The sequence below is a fragment of the Streptomyces globisporus genome, from assembly GCF_003501885.1.
GTDB classification, from domain to species: domain Bacteria; phylum Actinomycetota; class Actinomycetes; order Streptomycetales; family Streptomycetaceae; genus Streptomyces; species Streptomyces globisporus_D.
The window spans coordinates 1-15,260 of the sequence record NZ_QWFA01000159.1 but is presented as its reverse complement, the minus strand read 5'-3'; the positions used below and the strand labels follow the sequence as shown (position 1 = coordinate 15,260).

At 70.6% G+C, this 15,260-nt stretch carries 13 protein-coding genes; 10 read left to right on the top strand and 3 right to left on the bottom strand.

Going from position 1 to position 15,260, the window contains the following annotated elements; genetic code table 11:
* From D3105_RS25270 to D3105_RS25240, 7 genes are all read left to right on the top strand, one after another.
* The coding region (locus D3105_RS25270; RefSeq protein ID WP_118905325.1) for an S-methyl-5-thioribose-1-phosphate isomerase at positions 1-782 on the top strand (782 nt) is incomplete at its 5' end.
* A 4-nt stretch (positions 783-786) separates the two neighbouring features.
* Entirely contained in the window at positions 787-1,476 is a 690-nt protein-coding gene (gene mtrA / locus D3105_RS25265) for a two-component system response regulator MtrA (RefSeq protein WP_007448372.1), read from the top strand.
* 1 nt (position 1,477) lies between these two features.
* Positions 1,478-3,514 carry an MtrAB system histidine kinase MtrB gene (gene mtrB / locus D3105_RS25260; RefSeq protein ID WP_118905324.1) on the top strand — a complete coding sequence of 679 codons (2,037 nt, stop codon included), beginning with the start codon at positions 1,478-1,480 and terminating at the stop codon, positions 3,512-3,514.
* Positions 3,504-5,378 (top strand): LpqB family beta-propeller domain-containing protein, encoded by a 1,875-nt coding sequence (locus D3105_RS25255; protein WP_240647011.1) that lies wholly within the window; start codon positions 3,504-3,506, stop codon positions 5,376-5,378. Before mtrB ends, D3105_RS25255 begins: the two co-directional genes overlap by 11 nt.
* Positions 5,379-5,508: 130 nt before the next feature.
* Positions 5,509-6,288 (top strand): ComF family protein, encoded by a 780-nt coding sequence (locus D3105_RS25250; RefSeq protein ID WP_118905323.1) that lies wholly within the window; start codon positions 5,509-5,511, stop codon positions 6,286-6,288.
* A gap of 327 nt (positions 6,289-6,615) precedes the next feature.
* The gene (hpf, locus tag D3105_RS25245; protein WP_006124981.1) at positions 6,616-7,305 is read left to right on the top strand and encodes a ribosome hibernation-promoting factor, HPF/YfiA family; all 690 of its coding nucleotides are present in this window, start codon (positions 6,616-6,618) and stop codon (positions 7,303-7,305) included.
* A gap of 183 nt (positions 7,306-7,488) precedes the next feature.
* Entirely contained in the window at positions 7,489-8,244 is a 756-nt protein-coding gene (locus tag D3105_RS25240; protein ID WP_032785362.1) for a response regulator, read from the top strand.
* A gap of 4 nt (positions 8,245-8,248) precedes the next feature.
* Here the strand turns inward: D3105_RS25240 and D3105_RS25235 are convergent, their stop codons facing one another.
* Entirely contained in the window at positions 8,249-9,436 is a 1,188-nt protein-coding gene (locus D3105_RS25235) for a winged helix-turn-helix domain-containing protein (protein ID WP_118905322.1), read from the bottom strand.
* 64 nt (positions 9,437-9,500) lie between these two features.
* Positions 9,501-10,121, bottom strand: a complete 621-nt coding sequence (locus tag D3105_RS25230) for a GNAT family N-acetyltransferase (protein ID WP_118905321.1) — start codon at positions 10,119-10,121, stop codon at positions 9,501-9,503.
* 239 nt (positions 10,122-10,360) lie between these two features.
* On the opposite strand from D3105_RS25230, the gene secA reads away from it, so the two are divergent.
* On the top strand, positions 10,361-13,177 hold the full coding sequence (secA, locus tag D3105_RS25225; protein WP_118905320.1) for a preprotein translocase subunit SecA: 2,817 nt from the start codon (positions 10,361-10,363) through the stop codon (positions 13,175-13,177).
* 68 nt (positions 13,178-13,245) lie between these two features.
* Here secA and D3105_RS25220 read toward each other — a convergent pair whose 3' ends face one another.
* The gene (locus D3105_RS25220; RefSeq protein WP_118905319.1) at positions 13,246-13,734 is read right to left on the bottom strand and encodes an Rv3235 family protein; all 489 of its coding nucleotides are present in this window, start codon (positions 13,732-13,734) and stop codon (positions 13,246-13,248) included.
* 276 nt (positions 13,735-14,010) lie between these two features.
* On the opposite strand from D3105_RS25220, the gene D3105_RS25215 reads away from it, so the two are divergent.
* Together D3105_RS25215 and D3105_RS25210 are read left to right on the top strand one after the other, a co-directional pair.
* Positions 14,011-14,517 (top strand): DUF6912 family protein, encoded by a 507-nt coding sequence (locus D3105_RS25215; RefSeq protein WP_118905318.1) that lies wholly within the window; start codon positions 14,011-14,013, stop codon positions 14,515-14,517.
* Between the two features lie 63 nt (positions 14,518-14,580).
* A partial coding sequence (locus D3105_RS25210; RefSeq protein ID WP_133305708.1) for an HAD family hydrolase occupies positions 14,581-15,260 on the top strand: 680 nt, incomplete at its 3' end.

Here is a 15,260-nt window from a genome sequence, read left to right as displayed (position 1 = left end):
AGGGGGAGGGCGCTGAAGCTGCCGCCGCGGCGGCGTTGGCCGAGGCACGGGCGCTGCACCGGGAGGATGCCCAGGCCAGCAGGCGTATGGCTGAGTACGGGGAGGCGCTGTTGGAGGAGCTGCTGCCGGGCCGGGCGTACCAGCTGCTGACCCACTGCAATACCGGGGCGCTGGTCTCGGGAGGTGAGGGGACGGCGTTCGCGGTGGCGCTGCGGGTGCACCGGCGGGGGCGGCTGCGACGGCTGTGGGTGGACGAGACGCGGCCGCTGCTCCAGGGGGCGCGGCTGACCGCGTACGAGGCGGCGAGGAACGGGCTGGCGTACAGCCTGCTCACGGACAACGCGGCGGGTTCCCTGTTCGCGGCGGGGGAGGTCGACGCCGTGCTCATAGGCGCCGACCGCATCGCCGCCGACGGCTCGGTGGCCAACAAGGTGGGGAGCTACCCGCTGGCCGTGCTCGCGAAGTACCACCACGTGCCCTTCATCGTGGTGGCGCCGACGACGACAGTGGATTTGGAGACCCCGGACGGCACATCGATCATCGTCGAGCAGCGTTCCGGTCAAGAAGTGACGGAGCTCACATTGTCGCAGGGTGTATCGGTCGGCGGCGGAGGCGGGATCGTCGTCGCACCCCTTGGAGCCCCGGCGTACAACCCGGCCTTCGACGTCACACCGCCGGAACTGATCACGGCGATCGTCACCGAGGAGGGCGCAATTTCCCCGGTCACGGGGGTCGGACTGGCCGAGCTGTGTGCCAGGTCATCGCAGGTAACGATTAGCTAATGGGATGATGTCGATTATGAAGGGACGCGTCCTTGTCGTCGACGACGACACCGCACTGGCCGAGATGCTCGGGATTGTGCTGCGTGGAGAAGGTTTCGAGCCGTCGTTCGTAGCGGACGGCGACAAGGCACTGGCCGCATTTCGTGAGGCCAAGCCGGACCTGGTGCTGCTCGACCTCATGCTGCCCGGTAGGGACGGCATCGAGGTGTGCAGGCTGATCAGGGCCGAGTCCGGCGTGCCGATCGTCATGCTCACTGCCAAGAGCGACACCGTCGATGTCGTGGTCGGCCTGGAATCCGGGGCCGATGACTACATCGTCAAGCCGTTCAAGCCTAAGGAGTTGGTCGCCCGGATCAGGGCACGTCTGCGGCGGTCCGAAGAGCCCGCGCCGGAGCAGCTGACCATCGGTGACCTGGTCATCGACGTGGCCGGCCACTCCGTGAAGCGGGAGGGGCAGTCGATCGCCCTGACTCCGCTGGAGTTCGACCTGCTGGTCGCGCTCGCCCGCAAGCCGTGGCAGGTCTTCACCCGTGAGGTCCTGCTGGAACAGGTGTGGGGTTACCGCCACGCGGCCGACACCCGCCTGGTGAATGTTCATGTCCAGCGTCTGCGTTCCAAGGTCGAGAAGGACCCGGAACGGCCGGAGATCGTGGTGACGGTCCGAGGCGTCGGCTACAAGGCCGGACCGAGCTGAGATGGCCCGAGGCAGTGCTGCTCCGAGGCCCGGCGAGCCGGGAGTCCGTACGGAGCGGGCTGCCGGCTCGGGCCGGAAGGCGTCACGTATGAGCCGTTTCCTGCAGGGCGGCCGGTTGTTCGAGGACCGGGCGCCCGGCGGGCCCGTACCGCGGTTGCTGATGCGGTGGGTACGCCGTCCGTTGCTGCCCGCCGTCCGGTTGTGGCGGCGCAATCTGCAGCTCCGCGTCGTCGCGGGCACCCTCCTGATGTCGATCGGGGTCGTGCTGCTGCTCGGCTTCGTCGTCATCGGCCAGGTGCGCAACGGCCTGCTCGACGCCAAGGGCAAGGCCGCCCAGACCCAGGCCGCCGGCGGTTTCGCCGCGGCCCAGGAGAAGGCGAACGCCCCCCTCGCCCCCGGCGGCCAGGGGAGCGAGGGTGCCGACGGCATGACCGGCAGCACCTCCTGGCGCACCGAGCTCGTCGACCAGCTCGCCAGCGGCGGCAAGAACGCCTTCAACGTGGTGGCGCTCAGCGTGGACTCGGTCACCGAGGGTGCGAGCAGCCGTGCCGCGCGCGGTTCCGGCAGTGTCGAGGCGTCCAGCGTGCCCGAGCGCCTGCGGCAGAACGTGAGCAAGGGGCAGGGCGCCTACCAGACGTACTCCCTGATCCAGTACTCCTACGGCAACGAGTCGCAACCGGGGCTCGTCGTCGGCAAGCGGCTCTACGACATCGATCAGCAGCCCTACGAGCTGTACTACCTCTTCCCGCTCACGCAGGAGGAGAAGTCCCTGACCCTGGTCAAGACGACCCTGGCGACCGCCGGACTGTTCGTCGTCGTGCTGCTCGGGGCCATCGCATGGTTCGTGGTGCGGCAGGTCGTCACCCCGGTGCGGATGGCGGCCGGTATCGCCGAGCGGCTCTCCGCGGGCAAGCTCCAGGAACGGATGAAGGTCACCGGCGAGGACGACATCGCCCGGCTCGGCGAAGCCTTCAACAAGATGGCCCAGAACCTCCAGCTGAAGATCCAGCAGCTGGAGGAGCTCTCCCGGATGCAGCGGCGCTTCGTCTCCGACGTCTCGCACGAGCTGCGGACCCCCCTCACGACCGTGCGGATGGCCGCCGATGTCATCCACGAGGCCCGCGCCGACTTCGACCCCGTCACCGCACGCTCCGCCGAGCTGCTGGGCGACCAGCTCGACCGGTTCGAGTCGCTGCTCGCCGATCTGCTGGAGATCAGCCGCTTCGACGCGGGCGCCGCGGCCCTGGAGGCCGAGCCCATAGACCTGCGGACCGTGGTGCACCGGGTGATCGGCGGTGCCGAGCCGCTCGCCGAGCGCAAGGGCAGCCGGATCCTCGTGGTCGGCGACGACCAGCCGGTGATCGCCGAGGCCGATGCCCGCCGTGTCGAACGCGTCCTGCGCAACCTCGTGGTCAACGCCGTCGAGCACGGCGAGGGCCGGGACGTCGTGGTGCGGATGGGCGTGGCACAGGGCGCGGTCGCCGTGGCCGTCCGGGACTACGGGGTCGGGCTCAAGCCCGGCGAGGCGACCCGCGTCTTCAATCGGTTCTGGCGTGCCGACCCGGCGCGCGCCCGGACGACCGGCGGGACCGGCCTCGGCCTCTCCATCGCGGTCGAGGACGCCCGGCTGCACGGCGGCTGGCTCCAGGCCTGGGGCGAGCCCGGCGGCGGCTCCCAGTTCCGGCTGACCCTGCCGCGTACGGCGGACGAGCCCCTGCGCGGTTCGCCGATACCGCTGGAGCCCGAGGACTCGCGGCGCAACCGGGAGGACCGGGAGCGCGACGAGGCCGGGGCGGGTACGTCGGGCGACCACCGCCTGATGTCCGTGCCGCCCCAGCCCGGCGCGGGCGGCCGTTCGCCGCTGCCCGTGCCCGGTCGCGGCCCCGCCGTCCGTCACGGCGCGCCCTCGTCGGTGCACCCCGCCGCGCTGCCCGGCAACGGAGCACGCGTCGTGGCGCGCCAGGCCCGGGAACGTCCCGGTGGCGTGGGCGGCGGCGTACAGAATTCCGACCAGGAGGACACCACTCGTGGGTACTGACCGCCGTCAGGGCGGCCATGGGCGGGCGGCGCGGATATCCGTGCTGCTCGGCTGCGGCGTCGTCGTGCTGGCCGGCTGTGGCTCGATGCCGGTGACCGGGGACGTCAAGGCGGTCGACGCCTCGCAGCCCGGGGACTCCCAGGTGCAGGTGTACGCGGTGGCGCCCCGGGAAGGCGCGCCCCCCAGCGAGATCGTCGACGGCTTCCTGGAGTCGATGACCAGTGACGATCCCGCGTTCGCGACCACCCGGAAGTACCTGAGCGCGGATGCCCGGCGCACCTGGCAGCCGGGCGGGACCACCACGGTGCTGGCCCAGGCCCCCAACCGGAGCGGTCCCCTCCTCCACGACGAGGACAACCGGGCCACCCGGGACCGGGAGACGACCTACACGTTGACCGGCGACAAGGTCGCGACGGTCGACGCCCAGAGTTCCTACCGGCCGCTGGCGCCCACCGCCTACGCCCAGACCCTGCACCTGGTGCTGGAACAGGTGGCGGAGGGGAAGAAGGAGTGGCGCATCGACGTGGTGCCGGACGGCCTGGTCCTCGGACAGTCCGACTTCAAGCGGCTCTACCGCTCCGTGAACAAGTACTACTACGCCACCGGGGGCACGAACGGCCGGTCGACGCTCGTCGCCGACCCCGTCTACGTACGCAACCGTACGGATCCCGTCACGCGCATGGACACCGCGACGCAGACCGTCAGGACGCTGCTGGCCGGGCCGACGAACTGGCTGCGGCCCGTCGTCGATTCCCGGTTCCCGACGGGGACCGCCCTGCGCAAGGGCGTCACCGCGCTGGCGCCGGACGATCAGAACGTCCTGAAGGTGCCGCTCAACCAGAAGGCGGACACGGCGGGCCGGAGCGCCTGCCGGATGATGGCCGCCCAGGTGCTGTTCACGCTCCGGGACCTGACCTCGGCGCGGGTCGAGCGGGTGGAGCTGGAGGGCGGTGAGGGCAAGCTCTGCGCGCTGGACGCCGACGACGCGCCGGAGTTCTCCGCCGACCGTGGCTCCGAAGGCGACGACAGCCAGTACTTCATCAACGACAAGGGCCAGGTGGAGCGGGTCCTCGGTGCCACCGGTGACACCGGGACGACCGAGCCCGTGACCGGTCCGCTGGGAGCGGGCACCGTCCCGATGGGATCCGTCGGGGTGGCCCGGGACGAGGAGCGGGCCGCTGCGGTCTCCTCCTCCGGGCAGCACCTCTACGTGTCCTCCCTGGACACCGAGGGCGAACTGGCCGAGCCCCTCGTCACCAGCGGGGCGAAGAAGGCCGCCGACGGGCTGTCGCCGCCGAGCTGGGACGGCCGCGGTGACCTGTGGGTCGCCGACCGCGATCCGGCGGGCCCCAGGCTGTTGCGGCTGGCCGGGGGCACGGGCGAGCCGCAGGAGGTCCGGGTGCCCGGCCTCGACGGCGCCCGGATCGAGGAGCTCCGGATGTCCGCGGACGGTGTGCGGATCGCTCTGCTGCTGACGAAGGACGGCCGTACGACGCTGAACATCGGCCGGGTCGAGCGCCGGGGGTCCCCCGTGGCACCCGAGATCTCGGTCGAGGATCTGCGCCAGGCCGCACCGCAGCTCGCGGACGTTTCGGCCATCTCCTGGTCGGGACGCAGCCGTCTGGTGGTGGTCGGCAAGGAGGAGGGAGGCGTTCAGCAGGTGCGTTACGTGCAGGCCGACGGGTCCACGTCGGCCTCGGGGGCGCTTCCCGGGGTGAATCAGGTCCAGTCGGTCGCCGCGGCGGACGACGAACAGCTTCCGCTGATGGCGGAGACCGTCGACGACGGCATCGTGAAGCTCTCGCCGGGGGACAACTGGCAGACGGTCCTCAAGAAGGGCAAGGCGTTGGTGTACCCCGGCTGATCCGGGAGCCGGTGGGTCTTCACCCGGGATTCCGGGTGGCGCGTCGGGGTCTCCGGCCGGGTTTCCGGCCAGGTTGCCGGGGTTTTCCACAGGGGTGGTCCGGTCCCGGTGGGCGCGGGACAGTGGGGGCATGCGGAACGTGTGGCAGGAGCTGTCCGGTCTGCTTCTGCCGGCGGCCTGCGCCGGCTGCGGCAGACCGCGCACCGAGCTGTGCGCGGCCTGCGGGGCCGCTCTGCTCGCCGGCCCCGCCCGTCGGGTCCTCCCCTCGCCCACACCGCCGGGGCTTCCGGCGGTGTGGGCGGCCGCGCCGTACGAGAACGCCGTACGCGCGGTTCTGCTGGCACACAAGGAGCGCGGGGCACTCGGGTTGGCGGGGGCGCTCGGACGGGCCCTGGCGGGCTGTGTGCGGGCCGGAACGGGGCAACGGGGCGGTGCGGCGACGCCCGGCGGGGCAGGGCACCCCCGGGCTGCGACGCCTCTGCTTCTGGTCCCCGTGCCCTCCGCGCGTTCCGCGACCGCTGCGCGTGGCCATGATCCGGTGCGCAGGATCGCCGTCACGGCCGCGCGCGAGCTGCGGCGCGCGGGTCTGCCGGCACGGGTGCTTCCGGCGCTCCGGCAGCGGCGCGCGGTCGCCGACCAGTCGGGGCTGGGGGCGCGGCAGCGGCGGGTGAACCTGGCCGGCGCGCTGGAGCTCACGGCAGCGGGCGAGCGACTCCTCCGGCGCGGACTCCTTCGTCACGACCGGGTGGTCCTGGTCGACGATCTGTTGACGACGGGATCGACGCTGGCGGAGGCGGCACGGGCGGTCGAAGAGGGGTGCCGCGCCGATCGGGAGTCCTTCGTGCACGGAGGGTGCCGGGCGGCGGTCGTGGCAGCCTCTCCCTCCGCCTTCGAAATAAACCGGAACTGACCGAGAATCCGCATCGTTGCAGGTAATGAGAGGTCAATACCCCCTGAATGGAGGTACGTGCCAGTAGCGGGTGCCGAGACCCTGGTGCGCAGGCTATGTTCGGTTGTGAGGAACGGTGAATGCCGGGCCTCGATGAATGCACCATGAGGTTTCGGGCAGGTAGCTCACCGGTAGGAGAAGCACGCAAAGTCGGTGGGGTTGCGACCCCTCCGGCGGGGGAGGAGGAGGCGAAAGCCACCGAGTCCGAGGCCCTGGGGATCTCCGGGGCCTGGTGCAAAAGGGAGATGCTCCGCCATCGAGCGGGGCGATCCGGGAACGGAGTTCTGCGTGGACATCGTCGTCAAGGGCCGCAAGACCGAGGTGCCCGAGCGCTTCCGCAAGCACGTGGCCGAGAAGCTGAAGCTGGACAAGATCCAGAAGTTCGACGGCAAGGTGATCAGCCTCGACGTCGAGGTGTCCAAGGAGCCGAATCCCCGTCAGGCCGACCGTTCCGACCGGGTGGAGATCACGCTCCGCTCCCGGGGGCCGGTCATCCGGGCGGAAGCGGCGGCGGGCGACCCTTACGCAGCGCTCGACCTGGCCACCGGAAAGCTGGAGGCCCGGCTGCGCAAGCAGCACGACAAGCGCTACAGCCGCCGTGGCAACGGCCGTCTGTCGGCTGCCGAGGTCGGGGACGTCGTCCCCGGCGTAGCTTCGTTCGACGAGGACGGTGAGCTGGTCGGCGACCAGTCGCCGGCGCCCGTCCCCACCACGAAGATCGGCTCGCTCGAAGTGCAGGGCGAAGGGCCGCTCGTGATGCGCGAGAAGACCCACACCGCCGCACCCATGTCGCTCGACCAGGCGCTCTACGAGATGGAACTGGTCGGCCACGACTTCTACTTGTTCGTCGACTCCGAGACGAAGGAGCCCAGCGTCGTCTACCGGCGACACGCCTACGACTACGGCGTCATCCACCTGAGGACCGACCCGCTCGCCGCGGACGAGGCAGGCGGCGCGGGCGGTGCGCTCGGCGGCTGAGGCCACATCGCGCGGGTGCCCCCGGGGCGGTTTCACGCCACCGGGGGCACCCGCGCACGGGCACAGGACCACCGTGCCGGGGCCTGGGCATGGAATCATGGCGGACCGAGCCAATCGGTGTTCCGTGAGGTGCCGTTGGCGAACGACCGACACTTCAGGCCGTGGCCTTCAGGGGGAGGAACGATGGCGGACACCTTCGGGCCCGTGCGTGATGCGAACGACTCCGACGACGACACCGGTGCGTACACCGGCGCCGACGCGGACGGCGCTTCACGCAAGGAACCCATCAGGGTCCTCGTGGTCGATGACCACGCGCTCTTCCGCAGGGGTCTGGAGATCGTCCTCGCGCAGGAGGAGGACATCCAGGTCATCGGCGAGGCCGGGGACGGGTCCGAGGCGGTCGACAAGGCCGCCGACCTGCTGCCCGACATCGTTCTGATGGATGTCCGGATGCCCAAGCGCGGCGGCATCGAGGCCTGCACCGCCATCAAGGAGGTGGCCCCCAGCGCGAAGATCATCATGTTGACGATCAGTGACGAGGAGGCCGACCTCTACGAAGCCATCAAGGCGGGCGCGACCGGATATCTCCTCAAGGAGATCTCCACCGACGAGGTCGCCACGGCCATTCGCGCGGTCGCCGACGGCCAGTCCCAGATCAGCCCATCGATGGCCTCCAAGCTGCTCACCGAGTTCAAATCGATGATCCAGCGCACCGACGAGCGGCGGCTCGTGCCGGCGCCCCGGCTCACCGAACGCGAGCTGGAGGTGCTGAAACTCGTGGCGACCGGCATGAACAACCGGGATATCGCCAAGGAGTTGTTCATTTCCGAGAACACGGTGAAGAACCACGTCCGCAATATCCTGGAGAAACTGCAACTGCACTCCCGGATGGAAGCCGTGGTCTATGCCATGCGCGAGAAGATCCTGGAGATCCGGTAGCCGGTCAGCGAACGGCGCGCCGGAACGCGTGGCCGATCTCCGTCCGGAGCGGCTCGCGCAGCTCCGGCGCGTCCACCCGGTCGACCCGGATGTCCGTGCAGCCCACCCAGGCCGCCGCCTCCACCAGCGCCTCGGCCATCGGGGCCACCGCCTTCGGGCCGGCCAACGACGCCTGCTTGGCGACCAGTGTGGTGCCCTCGCGCGCCGGGTCGACCCGGCCCTGGAGCTTTCCGCCCGCCAGCAACGGCATCGCGAAATAGCCGTGGATCCGCTTCTGCTTGGGCACGTAGGCCTCCAGCCGATGCGTGAAGTCGAAGATCCGCTCCGTGCGGGCCCGCTCCCAGATCAGGGAGTCGAACGGCGACAGCAGCGTCGTACGGTGGCGGCCGCGCGGCTCCTTGGCGAGGGCCTCCGGGTCCGCCCAGGCGGGCTTCGTCCAGCCCTCCACCAGGACCGGGACCAGCCCCGAGTCCGCCACCACGGCGTCGAACTCCTCGCCCTTCAGCCGGTGGTAGTCCGCGATGTCGCTACGGGTGCCGACGCCCAGGGATTTGCCCGCCAGCGCGACCAGCCGCCGCCGGCACTCGGCGTCGCTCAGTTCGTCGTGCAGCAGGGCGTCCGGAACGGCCCGCTCGGCCAGGTCGTAGATCCGCTTCCAGCCGCGCCGCTCGGTGCACACCACCTCGCCGTACATCAGGGCCCGCTCGACGGCGACCTTGGACGCCGACCAGTCCCACCACTCGCCGCCGTTCTTCGCGCCGCCCAGCTCGGTGGCCGTCAGCGGGCCCTCCTCGCGCAGCTGCTTGATCACGGTGTCGTACACCCCGTCGGGCAGATCGTGGTGCCAGTGCGGGCGGGAGCGGTAGGCGCGGCGGCGGAACGCGAAGTGCGGCCACTCCTCGACGGGCAGGATGCACGCGGCGTGCGACCAGTACTCGAAGGTGCGGCCGCCCGACCAGTAGGCGTCCTCCACCGTGCGGCGGCCCACCGAGCCGAGCCGGGCGTAGGGGACCAGCTCGTGCGAGCGGGCCAGCACCGAGATCGTGTCCAGCTGGACCGCGCCGAGGTGGCGCAGCACCCCCGGCACCCCTGCCCGGCGGTCCGGGGCCCCCAGGAAGCCCTGGGCGCGCAGGGCTATGCGGCGGGCCTGGTCGGCGGAGAGTTCGACTGCGGGAGGAGGCACAGGCGTCATACGTCGAACCCTAGACGCCGCCACTGACAGTCCGGCCCCGCAATCCGCCCCTGGATCACGGGGGTCAGACGGACCGGCGTACGGAATCCGAGGCTCCGCCGGGCCGGGGCGCGTGCCGCCCGGGGACGTACGGGTGGGTGCCCGCGAGCCCGAGGTCGGACGGGAGCAGGGCCGCCGTCCAGGCGTCACGCCGCACGCCCTTGTTGAGCAGCCCGGACCGCTGTTCGCCCTCCAGCCGGAACCCCGCCCGCAGGGCGACGGCCCGCGAGGCGAGATTGCCGATCTCGGCCCGCCACTCCAGCCGGTCCGCCCCGAGCGAGGCGAAGGCCCAGCGGGCGGAGCCGAGCACCGCCTCGGTGACGTAGCCGTTGCCGCGGTGCTCCTTGGTGGACCAGTAGCCCACCTCGTACGTCCCCGGAAGGCTGCGGCGGTCGATGCCGAGCGCCCCGACGAGCGTCCCGCTCTCCCGCAGGGTCAGGGCGAAGCCGTAGGCGGAGTCGTCCTGCCAGCCCGCCGGGGCGAGCTTCGTGGTGAACAGTTCCGCGTCGGTGAGGCGGTACGGGGAGGGGATCACCGTCCAGCGCTGGATCTCCGGGTCCTGACAGGCGGTGTGCACCCGGTGGGTGTCATGCGGGCCGAAAGGCCGCAGGACCAGGCGTTCCGTGGTGAGGATGATCGGCTCCATGCGCCGATTCTCGTGAGCCGGTCGCCGTGATGCGAGCACTTTCGGGCTTCCCGGCACCTTCCGTGCCTCTGGACCGTTGTCCTATAAGGGTGCGGCGAGGTCCACGCGACGGCAGCCCTCCCGACGCGGTGGTGTCCTCGCTTACGATGGCCGTTGCGGTGGGGCCCACCTGCCGTGCCCGCGCCAGAGTTCGTTACACGACCCAGTGCCAGGCCCGACCGGCAAGGAGACCAGCCTCAGTGTCCGTCTTCAACAAGCTCATGCGTGCAGGCGAAGGCAAGATCCTGCGCAAACTGCACCGCATCGCGGACCAGGTCAGCTCCATCGAAGAGGACTTCGTCAACCTCTCCGACGCCGAGCTGCGGGCGCTCACCGACGAGTACAAGGAACGGTACGCGGACGGCGAGAGCCTGGACGACCTGCTTCCCGAAGCGTTCGCCACGATCCGCGAGGCCGCCAAGCGTGTCCTCGGGCAGCGCCACTACGACGTGCAGATCATGGGTGGAGCCGCCCTGCACCTCGGCTATGTGGCCGAGATGAAGACCGGTGAGGGCAAGACCCTCGTCGGCACCCTGCCCACGTATCTGAACGCGCTCTCCGGCAAGGGCGTGCACCTGATCACGGTCAACGACTACCTTGCCCAGCGTGACTCCGAGCTCATGGGCCGGGTCCACAAGTTCCTGGGTCTGTCCGTCGGCTGCATCGTCGCCAACATGACCCCGGCCCAGCGCCGCGAGCAGTACGCCTGCGACATCACGTACGGCACCAACAACGAGTTCGGCTTCGACTACCTCCGCGACAACATGGCGTGGTCCAAGGACGAGCTCGTCCAGCGCGGCCACAACTTCGCCGTGGTCGACGAGGTCGACTCGATCCTGGTCGACGAGGCCCGTACGCCGCTGATCATCTCCGGCCCGGCCGACCAGGCCACCAAGTGGTACGGCGACTTCGCCAAGCTGGTCACGCGCCTCACCAAGGGCGAGGCGGGCAACCAGCTCAAGGGCATCGAGGAGACCGGCGACTACGAGGTCGACGAGAAGAAGCGGACCGTGGCCATCCACGAGTCCGGCGTCGCCAAGGTCGAGGACTGGCTCGGCATCGACAACCTCTACGAGTCGGTGAACACCCCGCTCGTCGGTTATCTGAACAACGCCATCAAGGCCAAGGAACTGTTCAAGAAGGACAAGGACTACGTCGTCATCGACGGCGAAGTCATGATCGTCGACGAGCACACCGGCCGTATCCTCGCCGGCCGCCGCTACAACGAGGGCATGCACCAGGCGATCGAGGCGAAGGAAGGGGTGGACATCAAGGACGAGAACCAGACCCTCGCCACGATCACCCTGCAGAACTTCTTCCGCCTCTACGACAAGCTCTCCGGCATGACCGGTACGGCGATGACCGAGGCCGCCGAGTTCCACCAGATCTACAAGCTCGGCGTGGTGCCGATCCCGACGAACCGGCCGATGGTCCGCGCCGACCAGTCGGACCTGATCTACCGCACCGAGGTCGCGAAGTTCGCCGCGGTCGTCGACGACATCGCCGAGAAGCACGAGAAGGGCCAGCCGATCCTGGTCGGCACCACCTCGGTCGAGAAGTCCGAGTACCTCTCGCAGCAGCTCTCCAAGCGCGGCGTCCAGCACGAGGTCCTCAACGCCAAGCAGCACGACCGGGAGGCGACGATCGTCGCCCAGGCGGGCCGCAAGGGCGCCGTCACCGTCGCGACGAACATGGCCGGACGAGGCACCGACATCAAGCTCGGCGGCAACCCGGACGACCTCGCCGAGGCGGAGCTGCGCCAGCGCGGCCTCGACCCGGTGGAGAACGTCGAGGAGTGGGCGGCCGCGCTGCCCGCCGCACTGGAGGCGGCCGAGCAGGCCGTGAAGGCGGAGTTCGAAGAGGTCAAGGAGCTCGGCGGGCTCTACGTGCTGGGCACCGAGCGCCACGAGTCGCGCCGTATCGACAACCAGCTGCGCGGTCGTTCCGGCCGTCAGGGAGACCCGGGCGAGTCCCGGTTCTACCTGTCGCTGGGCGACGACCTGATGCGCCTGTTCAAGGCCCAGATGGTCGAGCGCGTCATGTCGATGGCGAACGTCCCGGACGACGTCCCGATCGAGAACAAGATGGTCACCCGAGCCATCGCCTCCGCCCAGTCGCAGGTCGAGCAGCAGAACTTCGAGACGCGTAAGAACGTCCTGAAGTACGACGAGGTGCTCAACCGGCAGCGCGAGGTCATCTACGGCGAGCGCCGCCGCGTTCTGGAGGGCGAGGACCTCCAGGAGCAGATCCGGCACTTCATGGACGACACGATCGACGACTACATCCGGCAGGAGACCGCCGAGGGCTTCGCCGAGGAGTGGGACCTGGACCGGCTGTGGGGCGCCTTCAAGCAGCTCTACCCGGTGAAGGTCACCGTCGAGGAGCTGGAGGAGGCGGCCGGGGACCTGGCGGGCGTCACCGCCGAATTCATCGCCGAGTCGGTCAAGAACGACATCCACGAGCAGTACGAGGAGCGCGAGAACACCCTCGGCTCCGACATCATGCGTGAGCTGGAGCGCCGCGTCGTCCTCTCGGTGCTCGACCGCAAGTGGCGCGAGCACCTCTACGAGATGGACTACCTCCAGGAGGGCATCGGCCTGCGGGCCATGGCGCAGAAGGACCCGCTGGTCGAGTACCAGCGTGAGGGCTTCGACATGTTCAACGCCATGATGGAAGGCATCAAGGAGGAGTCCGTCGGCTACCTGTTCAACCTGGAGGTCCAGGTCGAGCAGCAGGTCGAGGAGGTTCCGGTGCAGGACGGTGCCGAGCGTCCCTCCCTGGAGAAGGAGGCCGCCGCCGCTGCCCCGCAGATCCGTGCCAAGGGCCTGGAGGCCCCGCAGCGGCCGGACCGGCTCCACTTCTCGGCTCCCACGGTGGACGGCGAGGGCGGTGTCGTCGAGGGCGACTTCGCCAACGACGATGCCTCCGGCGCCACGCGGTCGGCCGACGGCCTGACGCGTGCGGAGCGCCGCAAGGCCCAGAAGAGCGGTGGCGGCGGTCGCCGCCGCAAGAAGTAGCAGCAGGGGCAGGACCCCGGCAGGGGCCGGACACCACGCGGTGTCCGGCCCCTGCCGCGTCCGCCGGGTCACCGGCAGCCCGGGGCACCGGCCGTGAGGCGTTCGCCGCCCAGTTCCACGGCGGCGCAGCGCCAGCGCTGGTCGGCGCCCTGTTCCAGCCGGAACGCCATCGCCCGCACCCGGTCGCCGGCGGCGATGCTGGCGAACGCCTCGACCACCCCCGTGGCGGGCTGGGCGCCTCGGCAGTGGCGAAGGACCGGGCGGCTGCCGTGGGTGGCGCGCAGCGGGGTGCTGGGGGCCAGTTCGGCGAGTTGGTCGTAGGCCTCGCCGATGGTGTGTCCGAGCATCCAGTGCACCGGGCGCTGGCCGCTGAGGACCGCGAGCAGACGCTCGGCGAACCACTGGTGCGGGCGCTGCGGCCGGTGGGGCTGGAGCCTGCGGGACCGCTGCGGCGGCACCGACCGGGGACCGCCCGGCGTCGGCCGGGGGCCGCTTGGTGCCGATCGGGGGCCGCTCTGGTCGCGTCGTCCTGCGGGCCTCGTCCTGTCCGTGCTCATGATCAAACGCCCCCGTTGACCGGGCCCGGCCTTCTACCGGGCGGTAACTTTTGTTGGGGATCTTCTACGGGGGCGGTCGTCAGCGACGCAAGGGGCCTCCTGGCGCCGATCCGGCGCGGGCGGTTTCACCTATCCGTGGCTCGGCCCTTGCGGGGCAAGGGCGACGGCGGGGGTGACGGGGCGTCGGCCGTGGACGGAGGCCCCCGGTTGCCGAAACCCGAAAGGGGACGCTCCCACGTATCCTGAGGACGTTTCCCCCTACGAAAGCGGCCTGCCATGCGCGTGTACGTCCCCCTGACCCTCTCCGGTCTCGCAGCGGCGCACAGTGCGGGCGAGGTCGGCCCCGGGCCGCTGACCGCCTACGCGGTGACCCCCGGGCTGCGGGAGTGGTACGTCTCCGACGACATCGAGGAGCTGGAGTACGCGGCGCTCAACCGGGCCGCCGCCGCCTCACTCCGGATGATCGCCGGGAACCCGGACGAGGTGCGCCGCCGGGTCGTCGTCGCCGTCGACGTACCGGACGGGTCCGCCGCCGCCGACCCGGACCACGGGCTCAGCGCGGCGTCGCTCGGTGAGGTGAGGATCGCCGCCGCGCTGCCGCTGGCCAAGGCGGCGGCGGTGCACGTGGACGCCGACGACGCGGAGAAGGACGTGGCCGCCGCGGCGGCGGCCCTGGGGGCGGCGGACCTCGGCGACGACGACGCGCAGTTCACGGTGGACGGGGCCGAGGACCACGAGCTGCTCTGGTTCGGGGTCCAGGAGATTCCGCAGCTCATTCGCTGAGGGGGGTGCCGGGCTCGCGCCGAGCCGGCGGGGTTGTCGGACCCGGCGGGTATTTTTCTGTGTATGACTTCCGGGACGACACGCACACATCTGGTCTGGGACTGGAACGGCACGCTGCTCGACGACACGCATGCCGTCATCCAGGCGACGAACGCCGCGTTCGCGGAGGTCGAGCTGGCGCCGATCACGCTGGAGCAGTACCGGGAGATGTACACCATCCCCATACCCCGGTTCTACGAGCGGTTCCTGGGCCGGCTGCCCACGGAAGCCGAGTGGGAGCGGATGGACGGCGTCTTCCACCGGTACTACACGGAGCAGCGGGCGGCCTGTGGGCTCACCGCCGGGGCGGAGGAGCTGCTGCACGAGTGGCAGCGGGCCGGGCGCAGTCAGTCGCTCCTGAGCATGTACGGGCACGAGCAGCTGGTGCCGGTGGTGCGGGGGTACGGGATCGAGCCGCGGTTCGTCCGCGTCGAGGGGTGTACGGGGCCGTCCGGCGGGAGCAAGGCGCTGCACATGGAGCGGCACTTCGCCGCGCTGGCCGGGGTGGGCGGCGTGGACGGGTTCTCGCCGGAGAACGTGGTGGTCATCGGGGACGCGCTGGACGATGCGGTGGCGGCGGCGCATGTGGGGGCGCGGGCGGTGCTGTACACCGGGGGGTCGCACAGCCGGAGCAGTCTGGAGGGGGCGGGGGTGCCGGTGGTGGACAGTCTGGGGGAGGCGGTGGCGTTGGCGGAGACGTTTGC